The organism is Streptomyces tubbatahanensis (genome assembly GCF_022699385.1).
Taxonomy (GTDB): Bacteria; Actinomycetota; Actinomycetes; order Streptomycetales; family Streptomycetaceae; genus Streptomyces; species Streptomyces diacarni.
In genome coordinates this window covers 6,070,303-6,092,833 of sequence record NZ_CP093846.1, presented here as the reverse complement: position 1 = coordinate 6,092,833, position 22,531 = coordinate 6,070,303, and the positions used below count along the sequence as shown (strand labels likewise).

Below are 22,531 nucleotides of genomic sequence, written 5' to 3'. Positions count from 1 at the left end.
GCGTGTTCCGGATCACCTGGCCGCTCCACATCGTCAAGCGCGTCGCCGCGCTGGTGGTCACCCTCGCCGTACTCGGCGTGGCGGTGCCGCTCACCTACCAGTGGGTTCAGGAGCGGCAGACACGCTGCGCCGACGGCGTCGTCAAGAAGGACGTCCGCAGCCGCCCCGGTGAGCAGGAGTGCGTGGGGATCAGCGACGGCTCGCACGTCTTCGCGCCGCATCTGCGGGAGGTCTCCCGGCGGATCGAGGCGGAGAACGAGCGCGTGGCCAAGAAGGGCGCCCCCTACGTCAGCGTGGCGTACATGACGACGTTCACGCTCACCGACAAGGACAGCAACTCCGAGGAGTCGGTGCGGCACGAGCTGGAAGGGGCCTACCTGGCGCAGCGCCGGCACAACGCGGGCGACCTGCGGGGCTCGCCCAGAATCCGGCTGCTGATCGTCAACCCGGGCAGTGAGTCCGCGCACTGGCGGGACGTCGTCGACCAGCTCGCCGAGCGCAGGGACGCCCCCGACCGGCTGGTGGCCATCACCGGACTCGGCCCCAGCACGAAGGAGAACAAGGAGGCGCTGCGGGCCCTGTCGCGGCACCGGATCGCGATGGTGGCCGGCACGATGACCGCCACCGACTTCCACAGCATCGACGGTTTCGTGCGCGTCGCGCCGCCCAACACCGACGAGGCGCGGGCCGCGGCGGCCTTCCTGCGCCGGGAGAAGTACCGCACGGCCGTGGTGGTGCAGGACATCGCGCCGACGAACCGCTACGCCAACACCCTCGGCCCCGCCTTCGAGGAGGCGTTCGCCGACGGGAGCGGCGAGCACCGGATCGTCGCGGACGAGGAGCTGACGTTCGACTCGTCCGCGAGCACCGGCTGGGAGAACGAACTGCGCCACATGACGGGCCAGCTGTGCCAGCAGAAGCCACAGGTCGTCTTCTTCGCCGGACGCGGCCGCCACCTCACGCACTTCCTCGACGCACTCGCCAACCGCACCTGCACGCGGCAGGACTTCCTCGTCGTCACAGGTGACGACACCAGCAACCTGACCAGCCGCGAGCTGGAGCGCGCCTACGACACCGGCGTTGAGGTGCTCTACACCGGGCTGGCGCACCCGGACATGTGGCAGGGCAGTGAGGCGGGCAAGCGCGCGGTCTCGGCCGCGACGGCCGCCAAGTTCCGCGACGGCGGCGAGCTGGACCGCTGGTTTCCGCACGACACCCGCGACGACGGACAGGCCATCATGGCCCACGACGCGGTGCTCACGGCCGCGCGCGGCGCCGGCATGGCCGCGCAGTGGGGCGGCGAGGTGACCGGCGAGTCGGTGGGCCGCATGTTCCACAAGATGAACCTGGAGCAGCGGGTGCCCGGCGGCAGCGGCTTCCTGTCGTTCCGCAACAACGGCGATCCGCGCAACAAGGCGGTGCCGATACTGCGGCTCACGGAGAACAAACGCGCCGAGTTCGTCGAGGTCTCCGCGCCCAGCGGGGCACCCCCCGGCGACGGCCAGAAGGAGCGCGATGCCTCCAAGGCGCGCTGAGCGCGGGCCGCGGAGTCGGGGCGGCGGGGCGGCGGGAACCTCAAGTTTCGCTCTGAAGGAGGCCCCGCAGGGGTTGGGTCCGGCGCGGGGAGAGCAGAAGTCCCCTCGCGGCCAAGGGGAGGAGCGGCGGATGGAGAGGCTGGGTACCGGGATCGGCTGGCGGCCCGAGATCGCCGACGGCGTCGAGGCGCTGCCGGACATCGACTGGGTCGAGGTCGTCGCGGAGAACATCTGCCCCGGGCATCTGCCGGAGTCCCTGCGACGGCTGCGGGCCCGCGGCACGGTGATCGTGCCGCACGGAGTGGCGCTCGGCCTCGGGGGTGCCCAGCGCCCCGACCCGGGACGGCTCGCCGCCCTCGCCGAGCGCGCCGAGGTGCTCGGCGCTCCCCTGGTCACCGAGCACCTCGCCTTCGTCCGCGCCGGGGGCGCCGGCACGGGCCTGCCGCCGACGGAGGCCGGGCACCTGCTGCCGGTCCCCCGGACGCGGGACGCGCTGGACGTGCTGTGCGAGAACGTGCGCATCGCGCAGGACAGCCTGCCGGTGCCGCTCGCCGTGGAGAACATCGCCGCGCTGTTCGGCTGGCCCGACGAGGAGATGAGCGAGGGCGCCTTCCTGTCCGAACTGGTCGAGCGCACCGGGGTGCGGCTGCTGATCGACGTCGCGAACCTGCACACCAACCACGTCAACCGCGGGGAGGACCCCAGCGCGGCGCTGGACCGGCTGCCCTTCGAAGCGCTCGCGTACGTGCACGTGGCGGGGGGCGTGGAGCGGGACGGCGTCTGGCACGACAGCCACGGGCACCCGGTGACCCGGCCCGTGCTTCAGGTGCTGGAAGCGCTGTGCGCCAGGGCGGTACCGCCGGGGGTCCTGCTGGAGCGGGATGAGAACTTCCCTCCCGTGGAGCGGTTGGCGGCCGAGCTGGACGCCATCCGCGGGGTCGTGGAGGCCGCGCGTGTCTGAGCGCGAGGACGGTGCGCGCGAGCGGCTGGGGCGCGCGCAGGCCGAGCTGCTCGCCTGCCTGGTGGCGGGGGCGCCCGCACCGGCCGGGTTCGACCCGGAGCGGCTGGAGCTCCAGGCGCGGGCGCTGCGGGCCAAGCGCGCCGACATCGTCGCCAAGGTGGCGCCCGAGCTGCCCGAGATCCTCGGCGCGGACGTGTTTCGGCGGCTGTTCCACGCGTACGCGACGCGGTGTCCGCTGCCGGGCAACCACCGGTGGGACGCGCTCGACTTCGCGGGCTTCGCGCTGGAGCAGGGGCGGCTCGCCCGCCGCGCGCGCAGGAGCCTGAAGCGGTGGCGGCTGACCCGGCTGGGGCCCGCACCGCGGTGACGCCCCGCCTGCGCTCTCCGGGCGGGGACCGGGCGGCCGCCGCGGCGCGGCTCGGCGCAGGGAGGCCGGCCGGGGGGCCGTACGAGGGGTCGTGGGCGACACCCGGGGGCGTTGCTTTACATGAGCGTATGAGCGGCTGAGCATCCGATATGAACAGCGGTGCCGCACGGCACGGCTGACGGAATGACAGCGACCAGCGCCAGGGAGCCCACAGTGCGTGCAGCGGTGATGACGGCGACGGTGGCGGCGCTGGCCGTGGCGGTGACGCCCGCCGCGCCTGTGTCGGCGGCGCCCGCCGGGGGCGTGACGGAGGCGGCCGGGGTCGCCGCCGCCGCGGCGAAGGCGGCTCGGACGGGGATCGAGTGGGGCAGGTGCCCCGAAGCGGAACACCTGCCCGATTCCGTCGAGTGCGGGACGGTCGAGGTCCCGGTCGACTACCGCGAGCCGGACGGTGCACGGATCCCGCTGACCGCCAGCAGGGCGCGGGCCACGGGCACACCGGAAAAGCGGCTGGGGCCGCTCGTCTACAACCCCGGCGGGCCCGGCGGAAGCGGCATGAGCTTCCCCCTCTATCCGAGCCTCGGCGGCCTGTGGAAGCGGCTGAACGAACGCTACGACTTCATCGGGTACGCGCCGCGCGGGGTCGGGCGGTCCGATCCGCTCTCGTGCCAGGACCCTGGAGAGTTCACCAAGGGCCCGAACCCCTCTCCGCGCCACCCCTCGGACGCGTTCAAGGAGAAGATGAAGGAGAAGGCGGCCGCCTACGCCAGAGGCTGTGCCGAGGCGCAGCCCGAGCGGCTGCCGCACTACACGACGGCGAACAACGCCAGGGATCTGGACGTCGTGCGCGCCGCGCTGGGGCAGCGGAAGCTGAGTTACCTGGGTGTCTCGTACGGGACCTACATCGGCTCGGTGTACGCGACGCTCTTCCCCGGGCACGTCGGCCGGCTGGTGCTGGACAGCGTGGTCGACCCCTCGCCCGGCAGCGTGTGGTACCGGGCCAACCTGGAGCAGAACCGCGCCTTCGAGCGCCGCTGGGGCGACTGGAAGAGCTGGGTGGCGCGGCACCGGGACACCTACCACCTCGGGGCGACGGCCGAGGAGGTCCAGCGTGCCTTCGACGCGGCCATGGCGGCGGTGCGGCGGAAGCCCGCGGGCGGAACGGTGGGGCAGAAGGAGCTGGTGGCCGCGTTCTTGAACACCGGATACGCGGACGCGCTGTGGGCACCGTACGCACGGGCGCTGTCCGCGTACGCGGCCGGGGACGACAAGCCGCTGGTGAGCCTGGCGGCGCCCGAGGAGGCGGCGGCGAAGGGCGAGGAGAACGGCAACGCCGTCTACAACGCGGTCGAGTGCCAGGACGCGCCCTGGCCGCGCGACTGGGACCGCTGGGACCTGGACAACACCGCCTCGGCGGCCGTCGCCCCGTTCAACACCTGGGAGAACGCCTGGATGAACCTGCCGTGCGCCTACTGGAAGACCCGGCCCTCGCACCCCGTGAAGGTGGGCACACGGCCGGGCGAGCTGCCCGAGGTGCTGCTGGTGGCCGCGACCCGGGACGCGGCCACCCCGTACCAGGGGGCGCTGGAGACCCGGCGCAGGCTCGCGGGCTCCTCGCTGGTGACGGAGAGGGGCGCGGGCAACCACGGCGTGAGCGGCGGCAACGCGTGTGTCGACGCGCACCTGGAGCGGTACCTGTTCGAGGGCAGGACGCCCGGGTTCCACGCCGAGTGCGCCGCCCGGCCCGAGCCGGAGCCCGGCGGGCGGCACCGGGCGGGGACCAAGCCGGCCTCCAACACCCGGGCCGCCCGCTGAGCGGGGCTGAGGCCTACGCCAGCCCGGCCACCAGTTCGGCGACCGGCTTGCGGCGGCCGGTGTAGAAGGGGATCTCCTCGCGGACGTGCCGCCGCGCCTCGGAGCCCCGCAGGTGCCGCATGAGGTCGACGATGCGGTGCAGTTCGTCCGCCTCGAAGGCGAGGACCCACTCGTAGTCGCCCAGCGAGAACGCGGGAACGGTGTTGGCCCGCACGTCGGGGAAGCCGCGCGCCATCTTGCCGTGGTCGGCGAGCATCCTGCGGCGGTCCTCGTCCGGCAGCAGGTACCACTCGTAGGAGCGCACGAACGGGTAGACGCTCACGTAGTTGCGCGGCTCCTCCTCGGCGAGGAAGGCCGGGATGTGCGACTTGTTGAACTCGGCGGGACGGTGCAGCGCCATGTTCGACCAGACGGGCTCCAGCGCGCGGCCCAGCCTGGTGCGGCGGAAGCGGTTGTAGGCGTCCTGGAGGGCGTCCGACTCCTCCGAGTGCCACCAGATCATCACGTCCGCGTCGGCGCGCAGCCCGGAGACGTCGTAGGTGCCGCGGACCACGACGTCCTTGGCGGCGAGCTGACCGAACAGCTCCTCCACCTCGTCCGCGTACCCGGCACGGTCCTCGGGCAGCACGTCGCGCAGCTTGAAGACGGACCAGAGGGTGTAGCGGATGACCTCGTTGAGGTCCTTGGCCTTCTTGCCCGCGTTGGGGGCCTTGGGCTGTGCGTCGGTCATGGCTCTCTTCTCTGCTCTCGTTCGCCGGTCTCCACTGCCTGGGGGACCGTCTGGTCGGCGGGGTTGGCGGGGTGCTGCATGAGGTGCCGGGCCGCGCGGCGGCCCGCCGCGACACAGGCGGGGATGCCCACGCCCTCGTAGACCGCGCCGGCGACGGCCAGCCCGGGGACCCGGGCGACGGCTTCCCTGATCTGCGACACGCGCTCCAGATGCCCCACCGGATACTGCGGCAGGCCGCCGCGCCAACGGGTGACCAGCGTGTCGACGGGGCGGGCACGCAGCCCGGTGGCGGCGCGCAGGTCGCCCAGGGACAGCTCGACCAGTTCGGCGTCGTCCCTCTCGAGCACCCGCTCCTCGCCGTGCCGGCCGAGCGAGGTGCGCAGGACGAACAGGCCGGGGTCCTGCTCGGCGACCCAGCCCCACTTGCGGGTGGAGAAGGTGGCGGCCTTGATCGCGCGCCCGTCCACCGGCGGCACCAGGAAGCCGCTGCCGTCCGGCAGACCGTCGCAGTCGGCCCGCCGGAAGGCCAGGGTGACCAGCGCCATCGAGGCGTATGCGACCTGGTCGAGACCGGCGGCGGCCTCCGGTGCGTGCGGGCCCAGCAGGCGGGCCGCCGCGGGCGCGGGGGCGGTCACCACGACCGCGTCCCCGCGCACCGTGCCGTGGTCGGTGACCGCGAGCCAGTCCCGGGCACCGTCCTCACCCGCCATCCGGCGCAGCTCCCGCACCGGCGTGCTCAGCCGGATGTCGGCGCCCTTGGCCGTGCACGCGTCGGCCACGGCCCCGGGCAGCCGGCCGATGCCGCCTTCGACACCCATGAAGACAGGACCCGTGCGCGCGGGTCCTGCGGCGGCCCGCTGCTGCACGGCGCGCACCCCGGCCAGCAGGGAGCGCTCGTCGCGGGCCGCCTCGTACAGCTGCGGCACCGCGGCGCGCAGCGAGATGCGGTACGCGTCACCGGCGTAGACGCCGCCCAGCAGGGGCTCCACGAGCCGGTCGACGACCTCGCGGCCGAGCCGCCCGGCCACGTAGTCCCCCACGGACACGTCCTCGCCGACCTCGGTGCGCGGCAGCCGCTCGTCCTCCTCGATACGGGCGAGCCCCTCGGGCGAGACCACGCCCGCCACGGCCGCCGGGTCGCCCGGCACGCCCATCACGTGGCCCTTGGGCATGGGGCGCACGGCGCCGCGCGTCCACAGGGCACCGCCCGCGACGGACGGCGGCGCCAGCCGCTCGCCGAGCCCGACCGCACGGGCCAGCTCCACGGCCTCGGGGCGGCGGGCCAGCATGGACTCGGCGCCCAGGTCCACGGCGGCGGTGCCGGCGATGCTTCCGGCACGCAGCTTGCCGCCGAGCACGGCCCCGGCCTCCAGCACGGTCACCCGCGCACCGTCCGCCAGGAGTTGGTGCGCGGCGGCCAGACCCGAGATGCCGCCTCCGATGACAAGTACGTGCATATCGCAAGTCTCGCAGAGTGCCGGATGGTGCATAACGTGGGGCCCGGTAGTGGGTCAGAAGAAGTGGGAGAGCGCAGCGGGCGCAGCAGCAGGCGTAGAAGTGGGACAGCACGCCAGGCACAGCAGGCAGAGCTGGCACAGCAGGCACAGCAGACGCAGCAGGCACGGGCGGGACGGCGAGAGGAGCTCGAGGATGGCGGCGGAGCGGATGGTGGTCATCGGCGGCGATGCGACGGGCATGTCGGCCGCGTCGCAGGCCCGCAGGCTGCGGAAAGCGGAGGATCTGGAGGTCGTGGCGTTCGAGCGCGGCCCCTTCTCCTCGTACTCGGCCTGCGGTATCCCCTACTGGGTCGGCGGCGCCGTGAAGGAGCGCGACGCGCTGATCGCCCGCTCCCCCGAGGAGCACCGCTCACGCGGCATCGACCTGCGCATGCGCACCGAGGCGGTCGAGCTGGACCTCGCGGGCGCGCGGGTACGGGTGCGCGAGGGGGCGGGCACGGAGCGCTGGGAGGGCTACGACCACCTGGTGCTGGCCACCGGCGCCGTACCGACACGCCCCCCGCTGCCCGGCGTCGACGCCGAGGGCGTGCACGGGGTGCAGACGCTGGACGACGGACGCCGGCTGCTCGACGCACTGGAGCAGCGCATCGAGCGGGGCAGCGGCTCGGGCGGCGAAGGCGCGCGGCGGGCGGTCGTCGTCGGCGCGGGCTACATCGGCGTCGAGATGGCCGAGGCGTTCGTCCAGCGCGGCTACGAGGTGACGGTGCTCGAAAAGGCCGAGCAGCCCATGTCCACCCTGGACCCCGACATGGGCAGGCTGGTGCACGAGGCCATGTGTTCCCTGGGCATCGAGACGGTGCTCGAAGCCGCCGTCACCGAGATCCTCACCGACGAGGACGGGCGGGCCCGCGGGGTGGCGACCGAGGACACCGAGTATCCGGCGGACGTCGTCGTGCTCGGCCTCGGAGTGCGGCCGGCGACGGAGCTGGCGCGCGCCGCCGAGCTGCCCCTGGGCACGTCGGGCGGGCTGCTGACCGACCTGGCGATGCGGGTGCGGGGCCAGGAGAACGTGTGGGCGGGAGGGGACTGCGTGGAGGTCCTCAACCTCGTCTCCGGCCGCGCCCAGCACGTTCCCCTGGGCACCCACGCCAACAAGCACGGCCAGGTCATCGGCCAGAACATCGGCGGGGGCTACGCCACGTTCCCCGGCGTGGTGGGCACGGCCGTCAGCAAGGTGTGCGACCTGGAGATCGCCAGGACGGGCCTGCTGGAAGCACAGGCCTCGGCGGTCGGGCTGCAATACGAGAGCGTGGTGATCGAGTCCACCACCCGGGCTGGCTACTACCCGGGCACCCGCCCCATCCACGTCAAGATGATCGCCGAGCGCCGCTCGGGGCGGCTGCTCGGCGTCCAGATCGTCGGCCGGGAGAACGCGGGCAAGCGCGTCGACATCGCCGCGGTCGCCCTCCACGCGGGCATGACGGTGGAGCAGATGACCTCTCTTGACCTGGGCTACGCCCCACCGTTCAGCCCCGTGTGGGATCCGGTCCTGGTGGCCGCCAGAAAGGCGGCGGCAGCGGTGCGCGCCGGCTGAGAACCGGGGCGGCACCGCCTCGCGGGCAGCAGCGCCCGCAGGCTCAGCTGGTGTGCGCGTGCACGTAGGACACCAGGTCGGTCAGCGCCTGCGGGTCGGTGTCGGGCAGCACCCCGTGGCCCAGGTTGAAGATGTGCCCCTCCAGACCGCGAGCGGCCCGCAGGATACGCCCGGCCTGCTGCTCGACGGCCTCGCGGGGAGCGAAGAGGACCGCCGGGTCGAGGTTGCCCTGGATCGCCTTGCCGGGGCCGACCCGGCGGGCCGCCTCGTCCACCGGCACCCGCCAGTCGGCGCCGACGACATCGGCGCCGGCCTCGCCCATGAGAGGCAGCAGCTCACCGGTCCCGACACCGAAGTGGATGCGGGGCACGCCGTAGGGGGCCACGGCCTCGAAGACCTTCGCCGAGCCCGGCAGCACGCGGCGCCGGTAGTCCTCGGGAGCGAGCGCGCCGACCCACGAGTCGAACAGCTGCACAGCGCTCGCGCCCGCCTCGATCTGCACCTTCAGAAAGCCTGCGGTGATGTCGGCGAGGCGGTCCACCAGGTCGGCCCACAGCTCGGGCTCGCCGTACATCATGGCCTTGGTGCGCTCGTGGTTCTTGGAGGGACCGCCCTCGACCAGGTAGCTGGCGAGGGTGAAGGGCGCTCCGGCGAAACCGATCAGCGGCGTGCTGCCCAGCTCGCGGGTGAGGATCCCGATCGCCTCGGTCACATAGGCGACGTCCTCGGGCTCCAGCGTCCGCAGCCGTTCCAGATCGGCGCGGCTCCGCACGGGCTTCTCCACGACGGGGCCGACGCCGGGCTTGATGTCGACATCGACACCGATGGCCTTGAGCGGGACGACGATGTCGCTGAAGTAGATCGCCGCGTCGACCTTGTGCCGCCGCACGGGCTGGAGAGTGATCTCGGCGACGAGATCGGGCCGCATGCACGAGTCCAGCATCCCGATGCCCTCACGCACCTTGCGGTACTCAGGCAGCGAGCGTCCCGCCTGCCGCATGAACCACACCGGCGTGTGCGGCACCGGCTCACGACGACACGCCCGAAGAAACGCCGAATCGAGGACAGCGTCCCCGGCGGGGTCGGCTGTGGCGTTCGGTGTCTGCGTCGGCTGGCCCACGGGGCGGTCGTCTCCACTCACACAAGGAAGTCTCCCACGGCCGAACGGGGTGTCCCTACCAGCCTCAAGGCCCGCCGCCGCCTACTCTTCACACCCATGACTGCGGGTCGGGCAGCGAAGGCGGGAGGCTTCGGCGGAGTGGAAGACACCGGCGGGACGGGCGGTTCTGGTGGCGGTGGCGGGAACTCCCTTCCCCCACCCTTCCGTGCGGCCGTCACCGCGCTGAGCGAGACGCGGCCGCGCCCCGAAGTGCGCATCTCCCCGCTGCCTGCACCCAAGCGACTGGCGCCCTACGCGTTCGCGCTGGAAGCGGCCGTGACCGAGCCGGACGACGCGGGCGCCGAGCTGGCCGACGGACGGTTCGTCCTGTTGCACGACCCGCAGGGGCAGGAGGGCTGGCGAGGCACCTTCCGGGTCGTCACCCTGGGCCGCGCCGAACTGGAACCGGAGATCGCCGGTGACCCTCTGCTGCCCGAGGTGACCTGGTCGTGGCTGACCGGCGCACTGGAGGCACGCGGCGCCGGATACGGGGAAGCGAGCGGGACGGTCACACGGTCGAGCTCCGCGTTCTTCGGCGGCCTCGCGGAACGCCCCGCGGAGGAGGTGCTGGAGATCCGCGCCAGCTGGACCCCCGAGGGCTCCACACCGGACGCCTCCGCACACCTGACGGCCTGGTGCGAACTCCTCTGCCAGTGCGCCGGACTGCCCCCGGAGACCGGCGAAGGCACCTCGGTCGTCCAGCTCCCCCAACGCCGCGGCCCCCACTGACCCCCACGGTGCCCCGGGCGGTACGACGACCGCCCGGGGCACCAAGCCCTCCGGGCTCCCGACTCCTCGGGCCCCCCGGACCCCGGGCCTCCAGGTCCCCGGGCACCCGGGCCTTCGGTCTCCCGGGCCACCGAACTGGGGGCTCCCCGCCTCCCGGACCTGCGAGCTCCCGGGCCACCAGGCAGCCGGGCTCCCGGGCCTCCGGGCTCCCGGGCCTTCGGGTCACCGGGCCTCCAGGCTCCTGGGCCTCCAGACTCCCGGGCCACCGGGCTTGCGGGCTCCCGGGTCTCCAGGCCACCGGGCTCCCGGGCCTCCGAACCACCGGGCCTCCGGACCCCCAGGCCTCCAGGCCACCGGACTCCCGAGCCACCGGGCTTGCGGGCTCCCGGGCCACCAGGCCACCGAGCACCCGGCTTCCGGGTCTTCGGGCTCCCAGGCCACCGAGCCACCGAGCCTCCGGACTCCCCGGTCCTGCGGGCCCCTAGTCCTTCGGGCTCCTGGCCCGGCCACCGGGCCTCCGAACTCCCCGGCCACCGGGCCTCCGGACTCCCGGGCCACCAGGCAGCCGGGCTCCCGGGCCACCAGGCCACCGGGCACCCGGCTTCCGGGCTCCCGACCCACCGGGCACCGGGCCACCGGGCCACCGGTACCCACCGAGGGTGGGTACCGGACTCGCGCGGCTGCCCTCGCCACCGAGCTCCGGCCCGATCGGCTGCGCCGGCGCGTGCCGTGCCCACCCGACCTTCCCCCACTCCCCTTGCCGGCTCCAGCCCGCTCGCTCCTCCAGCGACGACCGAGCGAACCGACCTGCGTCGGAGGTCGCCCCTGCGCGAGCGGCCTCGTGCGGTTTCGGGACGCGATCGGCCCCGGACAACTGCGGAAAGCCGCCGGCCGGGGCCGGCGGCGACAGAGCGCCACGCGCCGTCGAGGCCCGCTCGGCTCGACAGGCCCGGTGCCAGCCGCCTGACCGACCGGCACCGCCGGCGCCCGCGAAACGCTGCGCCTGCCTCGCTCCCGGCTGACACATACCGGGACCGGAAAAGCCCAGCGCCCGGGCTCGGCTCAACGGTTCCCGTTCCGGGGAGCCGGGAGGTCGCCGAAAGACTCCTCGGCCGCCCCGCTCGCCACCAGCCATGTCGGCCGTTGGCAACACGCCCGGCACTGGGAGCGGTCGGCGACGCCGAGCCGGCGCACCCTGTGGCCTTGTGCAGACGATCTCGCCCGCGCCTCTCCGCGAGCCCTGCGGAGCGACCGGCACGGCCGAGGCCCACCCGTACCGCCTGACATGTGTAGGCGGGCCCACGCGTGCGCGGCACTGCCCTGCGGCCCCAAAACCTACCCCCTGGTGCATGCCAGACCCCCGCGCTCGCAAGGCCCCCCCCGGGGGGCCACCGCCCCCTTTCCCCGCGCCCCGCCGGCGAGGCACCTGGCGCGTTGTTTTGTCTACAAAGAACCCTCCGAATTCCGGTCACCGGTCTCGGCCTATCAGTCTCTGTGTAGACAAAGGAATGTTCCTGGAGGAGGGAATTGGCGTCGGAAACGGCATTGGAGAAATTCGGGTCACTAATTCGTGATCTTTCTCTAAAGAGGCGCGGAGAAGGTGCCGAAGGAGTCTGTGACCCTTCACACGGAATATCCGACTCGTTCGGTTCCGTCCCCCACAGCCACTCCCCCAGGAGGCCCGGTGTCTGTTCTCCTTGAGCACCCCACAAGCCTGGTCGCCTACCGCCCGAACAAGCCGACGGCCATGGTCGTCGTGGCCGACCCCCGTGTCCGCTCCACCGTGACCCGCCACCTGTGGGCTCTCGGGGTGCGGGACGTGATCGAGGCGTCGTCCATCGCGGAGGCCCGTCCCCGCGTCGGTAACCCGCGCGATATCTGCGTGGCCGACGTGCACCTGCCCGACGGCTCAGGACTCAGCCTGCTGTCGGAGACGAGAGCCGCGGGCTGGCCCAACGGGCTGGCGCTCTCCGCGGCCGATGACATCGGCGCCGTACGCAACGCGCTGGCCGGCGGCGTCAAGGGCTATGTCGTCACCGGTACCCGTACCAACCTGGGCGGTGCCATGCCGACACGGCACGGCGCGGCCCCCATCGGTGCCGCGGCGGCGGCCCGGATGCACCGTCGCCCCGGCGGCGGCCCGGGCGGTCCTGGGCACCCGGGCGGTTACCGGGAACTGTCGGGCCGCGAGGTGGAGGTACTGCGCCTTGTCGCGGAGGGGCAGTCGAACAAGGCCATCGGCGTGTCGATGGGCCTCTCCGCGCTGACCGTCAAGAGCCACCTCGCCCGGATCGCCCGCAAGCTGGGCACCGGTGACCGCGCGGGCATGGTCGCCGTGGCACTGCGGACGGGCATCATCCACTGAATCCTCGGGCCTTTCCTCCCGCGCCGTTCCGCTTTCCGGGCGCTCGTCGACGTAACGTTCCGTCGGCGGGCGCCCGGCGGCGCGTGTGCGCGGCTACCCTTGACGGGTGACCGACGCCCAAGAGACCGCAGCAGCCCCCGCAGCTCAGGCCCCCTCCGCAGACGCAGCACCGGCGCCGGTCCCCCTGCTGGAGCCCCGCGAGGGGATTCCTCCGGTGACCGCTTCCGCCGAGGATCTGGCACGGGTCGTCGAGGCTTTCGGTGCGGGCAGCGGTCCGGTGGCTGTCGACGCGGAGCGCGCGTCGGGTTACCGCTACGGGCAGCGGGCCTACCTGGTGCAGCTGCGCCGCGCGGGCGCGGGTACGGCGTTGATCGACCCGGTGGCCTGCCCCGATCTGTCGGGGCTCGACGAGGCTTTGGCGGGCAGCGAGTGGGTGCTGCACGCCGCCACGCAGGATCTGCCGTGTCTGCGTGAGATAGGTATGCGGCCCACGAGGCTCTTCGACACCGAGCTGGCCGGGCGGCTGGCCGGATTCGCCCGCGTGGGGCTGGGCGCGATGGTGGACAACGTGCTCGGCTACGCGCTGGAGAAGGGGCACTCAGCGGTGGACTGGTCGACGCGCCCACTGCCGGAGCCGTGGCTGCGGTACGCGGCGCTGGACGTGGAGCTGCTGGTGGACCTGCGGGACGCGCTGGAGGTCGAGCTGTCCCGGCAGGGGAAGCTGGAGTGGGCGCAGGAGGAGTTCGCGGCCATCGCCGCGGCCCCCGCGCCGCCGCCCCGCAAGGATCCGTGGCGCCGCACGTCTGGCATGCACAAGGTGCGTCGCCGCCGTCAGATGGCGGTGGTGCGGGAGCTGTGGTTCGCGCGGGACGCGGTGGCCCGCAAGCGGGACGTCTCGCCCGGCAAGGTGCTGACGGACGCGGCGATCGTGGAGGCCGCGCTGGCGATGCCGACCGGGGCGCGGGCTCTCTCGGCGCTGCCCGGGTTCGGGCAGCGGATGGGCCGCAAGCAGCTCGATCAGTGGCAGGCCGCCGTCGATCGGGCGCGGGCGCTGGCCGAGGAGGAGTTGCCGCAGCAGGGGCAGGCGACCAGTGGTCCGCCGCCGCCCAGATCGTGGGCGGACAAGGATCCGGCGGCCGCGGCCCGGCTGTCGGCGGCGCGGGCCGCCGTCACCCGGCACGCGGAGGAGTTGAACCTGCCGCAGGAGAATCTGCTGACGCCGGACACGGTGCGCCGGCTGTGCTGGGAGCCGCCTGCCGCGGTGAGCGCGGAGTCCGTCTCGGGCGCGCTGCGCGGGCTGGGTGCGCGGGAGTGGCAGATCGCGCAGACGGCTGAGCTGCTGCGTGCCGCGCTCTCGTCTCCCGGCGCGTGAGCCGCTCGCCCTGGTGTGCGAGCGGCTGGACTCCCCGGGCCTCCGACCGCCGTTGCGGCGGACCTGAGCCGGGCGGCTCGGCTTCCGTGCCGCGACGCCTGCGCCCGGTCCCGGCTCCCGCGCCCAGCCGCGGTCCCCGCACCCAGCCCGCGCAGCGCGCCCGCCCCGGCTCACGCGCTCACGCGCTCACGCGTGGTGGAGCGCCGCGCTCGTCCGTGGTGGGACGCCGTGCTCGTCCGTGGTGGGACGCCGTGCTCGTCCGTGGTGGGACGCCGCGCTCGTCCGTGGTGGGACGCCGTGCTCGCCCGCCGTGTGATGTGACGTGTGCCCTTCCCCGTGGGCGGCCCTTGCCACCTGGTTACCGACAAGTAGCATGGGGGTCGACCGACCCCTGGCCGCACCTGGAGGAGAGCCAACGTGCCTCGTACCGCAAGGGACGTCGTCTTCGTCGACGGCGTACGCACCCCGTTCGGCAAGGCGGGCCCCAAGGGCATCTATCACGAGACCCGCGCCGATGACCTGGTCATCAAGTGCATCCGTGAGCTGCTGCGCCGCAACCCCGACCTGCCTCCGGAGCGCATCGACGAGGTCGCCGTCGCGGCGACCACCCAGATCGGCGACCAGGGGCTGACCCTCGGCCGCACCGCCGGCATCCTCGCCGGGCTGCCCACGACCGTGCCCGGCTTCTCCATCGACCGGATGTGCGCGGGCGCGATGACGGCCGTGACGACGACCTCCGGGTCGATCGCCTTCGGCGCCTACGACCTGGTGGTGGCCGGCGGTGTCGAGCACATGGGCCGCCATCCGATGGGCGAGGGCGTGGACCCCAACCCGCGCTTCGTCTCGGAGAAGCTGGTCGACGAGTCGGCGATGTTCATGGGCATGACCGCCGAGAACCTGCACGACCGCTTCCCGCACCTGACCAAGGAGCGCGCGGACAAGTTCGCCGTGGCCAGCCAGGAGAAGGCGGCCAAGGCGTACGCCAACGACAGGATCCAGCCCGACCTGGTGCCGGTCTCGGTCCGGCGCACCTCGCCGGAGGGAGGGGAGACCGGCTGGGGCCTGGCCACCGCGGACGAGCCGATGCGGCCCGGCACGACGCTGGAGAACCTCGCCGGGCTCAAGACGCCCTTCCGCGCGCACGGCCGGGTCACCCCGGGCAACGCGGCGGGTCTGAACGACGGTGCGACCGCTTCCCTGCTGGCCGCCGAGGACGTGGCCCACGAGCTGGGCCTGCCGGTCAAGATGCGGCTGGTCTCCTACGCGTTCGCCGGTGTCGAGCCGGAGGTCATGGGCGTCGGCCCGATCCCGGCCACCGAGAAGGCGCTGGCCAAGGCGGGTCTGTCCATCGACGAGATCGGTCTGTTCGAGATCAACGAGGCGTTCGCCGTCCAGGTGCTCGCGCTGCTGGACCACTACGGCATCGCCGACGACGACCCGCGCGTCAACCAGTACGGCGGCGCGATCGCCTTCGGACACCCGCTGGCCTCCTCCGGCGTGCGGCTGATGAACCAGCTCGCCCGGCAGTTCGAGGAGCAGCCGCACGTCCGCTACGGCCTCACCACCATGTGTGTCGGCTTCGGCATGGGCGGGACCGTCATCTGGGAGAACCCCCACTGGGAGGGCAACAAGTGACTAGCAAGACCGCTGAGCTGCTGAGGGGCGCGGCCGAGCTGTTCCCCGACGAGGTCGTCACGCAGGCGCACGTACGCCACCTCGACCTGCCAGGCGGCGCCGGCAGGTTCGCCCTCATCACGCTGGACAACGGGCTGGACCACACCAAGCCCACCACCATCGGCCCGCAGTCGCTGGCCAACCTCGACGCGGCCCTCGACCAGGTGGAGAAGGAGGCCGCCGACGGCGAGATCAAGGGCGTCGGTGTCACCGGCAAGCCCTTCATCTTCGCCGTCGGCGCCGACCTCAAGGGTGTCGAGCTGCTGAAGCGGCACGAGGACGCCGCCGCCATCGGCAAGGGCGGCCACGACGTCTTCGTGCGGCTGGCCAACCTCGCGGTGCCGACGTTCGCGTACTACAACGGCGCGTCCATGGGCGGCGGTGTGGAGATCGGGCTGCACTGCACCTACCGCACCGTCTCCGCCGCGCTGCCCGCCTTCTCGCTGCCCGAGGTCTTCCTCGGCCTGGTGCCCGGCTGGGGCGGCTGCGCGCTGCTGCCGAACCTGGTCGGCGCCGACCGCGCGGTCAGCGTCATCATCGAGAACTCCCTCAACCAGAACCGCCAGCTCAAGGGCAAGCAGGTCTACGAACTCGGCATCGCCGACGCTCTGTTCGAGGGCGCCGACTTCCTGGAGGAGTCGCTGCGCTGGACCGCGGCCGTCCTCAAGGGCGAGATCGAGGTCGTGCGGCCCGAGGTGGACCGCGGTGAGGCGTGGGACGCCGCCGTGCAGCGCGGCCGGCAGATCGCGGACGGCAAGGTGCACGGCGCCGCACCGGCCGCCTACCGGGCCCTGGACATCATCGCCGCCGCCAAGAACGGTGACCTGCGGCAGGGCTTCGAGGCCGAGACGCAGGCGCTGGCCGACCTGATCATGAGCGGCGAACTGCGTGCGGGGCTGTACGCGTTCGACCTGGTGCAGCGGCGCGCCAAGCGCCCCGCGGGCGCCCCCTCCAAGGATCTGGCGCGCCCGGTCACCAAGGTCGGTGTCGTCGGCGCGGGGCTGATGGCCTCGCAGCTCGGTCTGCTGTTCGCCCGCCGTCTGGAGGTGCCGGTCGTGCTGACCGACATCGACCAGGAGCGCGTGGACAAGGGTGTGGCCTACTGCCACGAGGAGATCGACAAGCTGCTCCTGAAGGGCCGCGTCAACCAGGACAAGGCCAACCGCCTCAAGGCCCTGGTGACCGGGTCGCTGGACAAGGCCACCGCCTTCGCCGACGCCGACTTCGTCATCGAGGCCGTCTTCGAGGAGATGGGCGTCAAGCAGAAGGTGTTCGCTGAGGTCGAGGCGGTCGTGCCCGAGCACGCCATCCTCGCCACCAACACCTCCTCGCTGTCGGTCTCCGAGATGGCCTCGCAGCTCAAGCACCCCGAGCGCGTGGTCGGCTTCCACTTCTTCAACCCCGTCGCGATCCTCCCCCTGCTGGAGATCGTGCGCGGTGAGAAGACCGACGACGCGGCGCTGGCGACCGCGTTCGGTGTCGCGAAGAAGCTGAAGAAGACGGCGGTGCTCGTCAAGGACGCGCCGGCGTTCGTCGTCAACCGCGTGCTCACCCGGTTCCTGGGCGAGGTCCTGCGCTCCATCGACGAGGGCACCCCGGTGGAGGTCGCCGACCGTGCGCTGGCGCCGCTCGGGCTGCCGATGTCGCCGATCCAGCTGCTGGAGCTGGTCGGCCCGGCCGTCGCGCACCACGTGGCGGGCACCCTGCACAGCGCCTTCCCCGAGCGCTTCGGTGTCTCGGACAACCTCGGCCGCGTCGTCGAGGCCGGCAAGCGCAGCCTGTACCTGCCGGGTACGACGGAGCTGGACCCCGAGGTCGCCGAGCTCTTCCAGGTCGGGGACAGCGTGCTGACCGAGGACCAGGTCCGCGAGCGGGCGCTGGGCGCCATCGCCGAGGAGATCCGGCTGATGCTGGACGACGAGGTGGTGGCCGAGGCGCAGGACATCGACCTGTGCCTGATCACCGGTGCCGGGTGGCCCTTCCACCTCGGTGGGATCACGCCCTACCTCGACCGCGAGGGCGTCAGCGAGCGCGTCACCTCGCGCCGCTTCCTGGCCCCGGGCGTCGCCACCGTCCCCGCGTGAGGGACTGAGCCGCGCCCCCCACCCCGTACCGTGGCGACCGCGGAAGAGCCGAGGCTCTTCCGCGGTCGCCACGTCCGTTCCCGGGCTTCGGCCTCCGGGCTCCGGGCTTCGGGCTTCGGGCTTCGGGCTTCGGGCTTCGGGCTGCCCAGGCGGGCCGGGATCATCCCGTGTAGGGCTCGGGGCCCTCATAGGCATTGCTCTGCGGGCCTGTCGCCAGATATCTGCTCTTGATGTCGTCGGCGAGGTCGCCCCTCACATCGGCCCCTTCTCCGTAAGAGGCGAGGTACTTCTCCGCTGTGGCGCCCAGTTCGTGCTCTCCGCGGGCGAAGAACTGGTCCTGGTCGTGCGGTGGGTCCGGCGAATCGGGGCCACCGAAAACCGCGTCCTCGTGGAAGAGTTTCGCGAATTCCACACCGGCCGCCTGGACGAGGGGAATGGCGACGCCCCAGGGTCCGCTCTTCCCCACCACGTGCAGCACGCCGTTGGCCAGTGCGGGGGCCGAGGCGCTCATGCCCACGCGCGTCCAGTTGGCGGACTGCCGGTAGGCGTCCTGCGCGGCCGCGCTGTCCGCCGCGTACGCGGCCTCGATCTGCTGGACGCGGGAGTGGTCGAGCGTGCCGCGGACCTCGGCCTCGGTGAGCAGGACGCGCCGCCCCCTCGCCCAACTCTCGGCGCCCTGCGCGGGCGGGTTGTCGCTCAGCCGCTCGAGCGTGTAGAGGTGCTCGGCCTGGTTCATGATCCGGTGGGAGTCCTCGTGCCGGCCGAGGACGCTGAGGAAGTCCACGGCCTCGTCGCGGCCGAGGTCGGCCGCGCCGGGAGCGGGCGGGAACGCGTCGGTGTTCCGCAGCGCGTCGCCGACGCCGCTGACGGCGCGGTTGAGGTCGTCCACATACGCGCCGCCCATCGCGCCGAGGCCTGCCGCCAGGGCCGGTTGCTCGTGCAGCAGCCGGGGGCCTTCCTCGCCCGCGTAGACGCGCACGACCTGTTCCATGACGCGTGCCGCGGCCGCGGTGCGGCGGTCGCCGCCGTCCTCGAAGAGCTCCGGGTTCCGGCCACCGAGCACGGGGTCGTCCCAGGCGTAGCCGGTGGTCGCCGCGGTCAGGGCGTGCCCGAGCGCCTCGTGTCCCGGCAACCGGCGCGGGCCCGCATCGGTGTTCCCGTCGAAGACCCAGTTGCGCTCCTCGGTCAGGTAGGTGAGGTGGCCGCTGAGTTCGGCGCCCCGGTCGACGGCGCCGCGCACGCCCTCCGGCGGGGCGAAGAAGGCCGTCGCCGCCTCCGGGTTGTGGCCCAGGCCCGCCAGGAAGCCGATCACCGCGTCGTGCCCGTCGTCGTCGGGCTGCCCGCGCGGGTTGAGGGTGTCGGTGCTGGCCGTGTTGGCCCAGTAGGCGTAGCCGTCGCGGGTGTTGAGCTTCTCGTCCCAGGCCAGCAGCGCGTTCCCGTAGCGCTGTAGGAAGCCGGTGTCGTAGCTGCCGGAGCGCAGCAGGTTGCTCATCAGCTGGAAGCCGTAGGGGTGGGTGGCCGCGCCGGTTTGCAGGCGCTCATCGCCGAGGGCGATGATCTCCTGCTGCCAGCGCCGCGTCGCGGGGCTGTCGGCGTGCGAGGCGGTGGCCAGGGTGGTCCCGAGGGATTCCTGGAGCGCGCCTGCGGAGTGCCACCACTCCTTCTCGTCGATGCGCGCGTCCGGGTGGTCGGGGTGGTGCGGGTGGGTGGCGTTGTACCAGAGCTGCAGCGTGTTCCGGGCGCCGAGCCCGGCGGCGAACCGCTCGGCGAACTCCGCGTCGCGGCTGTGCCGGGTGAGCAACGCGGTGAGCCTGCGGAGCTGTTCCGAGGTCATGCGGCCCTGTTCGGCGCCGGCCAGGTGAAGGGCTTCTGCCAGGTCGCGGGCGGTGTGGGCGCGCGCGGCCTCGAGACTGGCGTAGGCACGGTCGTTGAAGCCGCGTGCCGCGCCGTTGACGTCGGCGGTCAGCGCGTGCGCGAGGTCGCGGTCGGCGTCGCCCGCGTGCGCCAGGGCGGAGCGGGTGCGGTCGCGGTAGGCGGCGATCGTCTCCCGGTAGGCCTTGGTGTACGCGCTGCGGTGCTTCTCCTCCGCTTCGGTGAGGTGCAGCCTGACGGAGCCGTCGCTCGTGTCGAGTACCAGGTGTGTGTGGCCTGCCAGCTCGTCCTCGATGGCCTGGAGTGCCTGCTGTGCGGCGCGGAACGCCTCCAGCCCCTGGGAGAGGACCGTGTGCACGCGGCGTGACTCCTCCTGCGCCGCGCGCAGTTGGGCGTCGACGGTGCGCAGCCGGCGCCACGCCGCCTGTGCCGCCTCGCCCTCCCAGTGGGCGTGCGCGAGGCCTTTGGTCACCTCCGTGCCGAAGTCGGTGGCGACCTGCTGGAAGGCGCCGGGCGCGGTCCGCCACGTGGCGACGGCCTCGTCCAGCGGGGTCAGGTCGGCCGCCCTGACCTCCGAGTAGCCGGGCCCCTCGCTCACGACCCGCCGCCGTCGCGGTGTTCGCCGCCGGGGACGGCGTCGAGGTCCTGTTTGCGCCTGTGGTCCTCGGCTGTGAACGCGCCGGCCGCGTCACGCAGCGCGGTAGCCGTGCCGGTGAACTGCTGCGAGACGTAGGCCATCTGCTCGCGCCACCGCTCCTGGAAGGCGGCGAGCGCCGTGTCGGTGCAAAAGCCCTTGAGGCTGCCGGTGACCTGGCCGGTCTCGCGCATCACCGCGTCGTCGGCCTGGAGGAACCAGCCGCGGACGGTCTCCGCCCGGCCGGCGCGCCCCCGCAGCACGCCGGCCGTCACGGTGAGTCCCGGTCGCGGGCCTTGCCGGCCGTCCGGATGCCCGTTCGGGGCGCCCGTTCCGGCGAGTCTCGTGTGGGCCGAGCCGTCCGGCGCGTACGCGGACTTGATCCGGGCCCACTCCTCCTGGAACGACACGCTGTCCTCCCGTTGTCCCTGTGCGTCGTCGGGTCGCGCGCCGCGCGGAGCCGTCCCGCGCGCGGGCGCCGAACGTAACGGCCGGAGGGAAACGGAAGGCGAGCAACCGGGGTGCGGAAGCTGGACAGCCGGAGTGCGGAAGCCGGACAGCCGGGGACCGTCCGGGAGAGACCGTTCAGCGGGGACCGGCGGCCTGCTTCCGGTGGAGGCCGGCGGCGTCGAGGCTGGTTCTCAGATAGAACTCGGAGCCGTCGATGGTGGCCACCTTCTCGTAGTGGCGGCCCAGGTGGCGGCGCAGCGTGGGCGTGCGCCGCACCCCGTACTCCTTACCGCGCGAGTCGTCGACGACCAGTTCGGGCTTCCGCCGCCGCAGGTCCCTCTCGAAGCGCTGCCAGGCGCCTTCCATCGCGTACCGCTCCCCCACGCGGGCCTCGCCGCGGCCGCCGCTGAAGTTGGTGAGGAAACCGGCGGTCAGATAGCGGGAGGCGGGGGCGCGCTGGGAGAGCCAGTACCCCTCCGGGTGCATGCCCCACAGCAGCACCCGGTCCTCGCGGTCGGTGTAGGAGCGGACGGTGTCCGCGAGCCGGTGCGCGTGGTCGAGTTCGTCGCGCCCCGCCGTGAAGCCCCAGCCGACATAGCCGCACGCCAGCAGCGCGGTGCCGGCGAGCGCCGCCGTCGCGGCCCGGGCCGTCAGCTCGTGCAGCGCCACGGCCCCGAGGAGGGCGAGCGGGGGAACGAGCTGGAGGAAGTAGTGGCCGAAGAACTGGAGTCCGACGGTGGCGGCGGCCAGCGACGCGGCGAGCCAGAGCCACACGTCGGCGGTGCCGCCGAGCGGCGCGCGATGCCCGTGGCAGGTGGCCGTGTACGGGTGCCCGCCCGCGCGGCGCCGCCGTACGGCGTGCACCAGGGCCACGACGAGCGGGAGGGCGGCCAGCGTCAGCAGTCCGAGCGCCCCCAGGGCGCGCAGCACGGGTTTGAGACCGGCTCCGTCGGCCGAGAGGTAGGCGCCGGACCCGGTGGCGATCCAGTACAGGAACTTACCCGGTCCGAACGCGAAGGCGGTGCCCAGGATCGGCAGCGCACACCCCACGCCGGCCCGAAGCAGCGCCGTCCACCCGGCCCGCGTCCGCCACAGCACCACGCAGACCGGCAACAGGACGGCGCCACCCGTCTGCTTCGTCAAGACGGCTCCGGCGACGGCGAGTCCGGCCACGAACCAGCGCGAGCGCTCCGCGCACCACATCGCGGCCACCGTCCAGGGCAGCATGAAGACCTCGAACGTGGCGGCCTGCGTGTCCTCGGGGTCGAGCCCCACCGACAGGAAGACGTAGCACAGGCCGGCGACCCACGCGGCCCGCTCCCCCCAGCGCCGCGCCGCCATGGAGGCCACCAGCACGGCGCCCACCAGCACGGCGAGGATCGCCGCGACCCGCACCGGCCACAGCGAGTCGTCCCCGAACACCGCGAAGGCGGCACGGTAGAGCCAGGGCACCAGCGGGGGTTTGCGGTCGACGACGGTCTCGTAGAGCACTCCCCCGTCCGCCAACTGCCGTGCCTGGGTCGCCAGGAAGCCCTCGTCGGGGTTCCACGGGGTGCGCACGAACGAGGGCAGGCGCGTGAGGACGGTCAGCGCCGCCAGGACGGTGATCAGCCGCGTCCAGTTCGGCGCGGGCGCCGCCTCGGGGCGTCGGCCGACGCGCTGCACGGTGGCCCGCTCGACGCGGACGGTACGGGGCAACGGCATACGCCCCAATCTAGCGAGGCCGGCCACGG

14 protein-coding genes and 1 pseudogene are annotated in these 22,531 nt (G+C 73.2%); 9 read left to right on the top strand and 6 right to left on the bottom strand.

Annotation, left to right across the window (positions count from 1 at the left end; all coding sequences use genetic code 11):
* Positions 1–2 precede the first annotated feature (2 nt).
* The 3 genes and pseudogenes from MMF93_RS26200 to MMF93_RS26190 all read left to right on the top strand — a co-directional run bounded on the left by MMF93_RS26200 (position 3) and on the right by MMF93_RS26190 (position 4,678).
* On the top strand, positions 3–1,535 hold the full coding sequence (locus tag MMF93_RS26200; protein ID WP_242755328.1) for an ABC transporter substrate-binding protein: 1,533 nt from the start codon (positions 3–5) through the stop codon (positions 1,533–1,535).
* A gap of 130 nt (positions 1,536–1,665) precedes the next feature.
* Positions 1,666–2,863, top strand: a pseudogene (locus tag MMF93_RS26195) (multinuclear nonheme iron-dependent oxidase).
* 213 nt (positions 2,864–3,076) lie between these two features.
* A complete protein-coding gene (locus MMF93_RS26190; RefSeq protein WP_242755326.1) occupies positions 3,077–4,678 on the top strand; it encodes an alpha/beta hydrolase in 1,602 nt (533 codons plus the stop codon).
* A gap of 13 nt (positions 4,679–4,691) precedes the next feature.
* Here the strand turns inward: MMF93_RS26190 and hemQ are convergent, their stop codons facing one another.
* Positions 4,692–5,408 carry a hydrogen peroxide-dependent heme synthase gene (hemQ, locus tag MMF93_RS26185; RefSeq protein WP_114021415.1) on the bottom strand — a complete coding sequence of 239 codons (717 nt, stop codon included), beginning with the start codon at positions 5,406–5,408 and terminating at the stop codon, positions 4,692–4,694.
* On the bottom strand, positions 5,405–6,865 hold the full coding sequence (gene hemG / locus MMF93_RS26180) for a protoporphyrinogen oxidase (RefSeq protein WP_242755324.1): 1,461 nt from the start codon (positions 6,863–6,865) through the stop codon (positions 5,405–5,407). Before hemG ends, hemQ begins: the two co-directional genes overlap by 4 nt.
* Before the next feature lie 193 nt (positions 6,866–7,058).
* On the opposite strand from hemG, the gene MMF93_RS26175 reads away from it, so the two are divergent.
* Entirely contained in the window at positions 7,059–8,459 is a 1,401-nt protein-coding gene (locus tag MMF93_RS26175) for an FAD-dependent oxidoreductase (RefSeq protein ID WP_242755322.1), read from the top strand.
* 43 nt (positions 8,460–8,502) lie between these two features.
* Here the strand turns inward: MMF93_RS26175 and hemE are convergent, their stop codons facing one another.
* Positions 8,503–9,600, bottom strand: a complete 1,098-nt coding sequence (hemE, locus tag MMF93_RS26170) for a uroporphyrinogen decarboxylase (protein ID WP_423835529.1) — start codon at positions 9,598–9,600, stop codon at positions 8,503–8,505.
* Between the two features lie 75 nt (positions 9,601–9,675).
* On the opposite strand from hemE, the gene MMF93_RS26165 reads away from it, so the two are divergent.
* The 5 genes from MMF93_RS26165 (at position 9,676) to MMF93_RS26145 (ending at position 17,842) form a co-directional block, all read left to right on the top strand.
* Positions 9,676–10,347: a DUF3000 domain-containing protein gene (locus MMF93_RS26165; protein WP_242755320.1), complete on the top strand. Its 672-nt coding sequence runs from the start codon at positions 9,676–9,678 to the stop codon at positions 10,345–10,347.
* Between the two features lie 1,684 nt (positions 10,348–12,031).
* Positions 12,032–12,712 (top strand): response regulator transcription factor, encoded by a 681-nt coding sequence (locus MMF93_RS26160; RefSeq protein ID WP_027737418.1) that lies wholly within the window; start codon positions 12,032–12,034, stop codon positions 12,710–12,712.
* Positions 12,713–12,818: 106 nt separating this feature from the next.
* Positions 12,819–14,084 (top strand): HRDC domain-containing protein, encoded by a 1,266-nt coding sequence (locus MMF93_RS26155; protein WP_242755318.1) that lies wholly within the window; start codon positions 12,819–12,821, stop codon positions 14,082–14,084.
* Positions 14,085–14,501: 417 nt separating this feature from the next.
* Entirely contained in the window at positions 14,502–15,719 is a 1,218-nt protein-coding gene (locus tag MMF93_RS26150; RefSeq protein ID WP_242755316.1) for a thiolase family protein, read from the top strand.
* The gene (locus MMF93_RS26145; protein ID WP_242755314.1) at positions 15,716–17,842 is read left to right on the top strand and encodes a 3-hydroxyacyl-CoA dehydrogenase NAD-binding domain-containing protein; all 2,127 of its coding nucleotides are present in this window, start codon (positions 15,716–15,718) and stop codon (positions 17,840–17,842) included. The genes MMF93_RS26150 and MMF93_RS26145 overlap by 4 nt, the downstream gene beginning before the upstream one ends.
* A 160-nt stretch (positions 17,843–18,002) precedes the next feature.
* On the opposite strand, the gene MMF93_RS26140 is transcribed toward MMF93_RS26145, so the two are convergent.
* The 3 genes from MMF93_RS26140 to MMF93_RS26130 form a co-directional block, all read right to left on the bottom strand.
* Entirely contained in the window at positions 18,003–20,312 is a 2,310-nt protein-coding gene (locus tag MMF93_RS26140) for a hypothetical protein (RefSeq protein ID WP_242755312.1), read from the bottom strand.
* Entirely contained in the window at positions 20,309–20,758 is a 450-nt protein-coding gene (locus MMF93_RS26135) for a type VII secretion target (protein WP_242755310.1), read from the bottom strand. Before MMF93_RS26135 ends, MMF93_RS26140 begins: the two co-directional genes overlap by 4 nt.
* Before the next feature lie 175 nt (positions 20,759–20,933).
* A complete protein-coding gene (locus MMF93_RS26130) occupies positions 20,934–22,502 on the bottom strand; it encodes an ArnT family glycosyltransferase (protein WP_242755308.1) in 1,569 nt (522 codons plus the stop codon).
* Between the last annotated feature and the right edge of the window lie 29 nt (positions 22,503–22,531).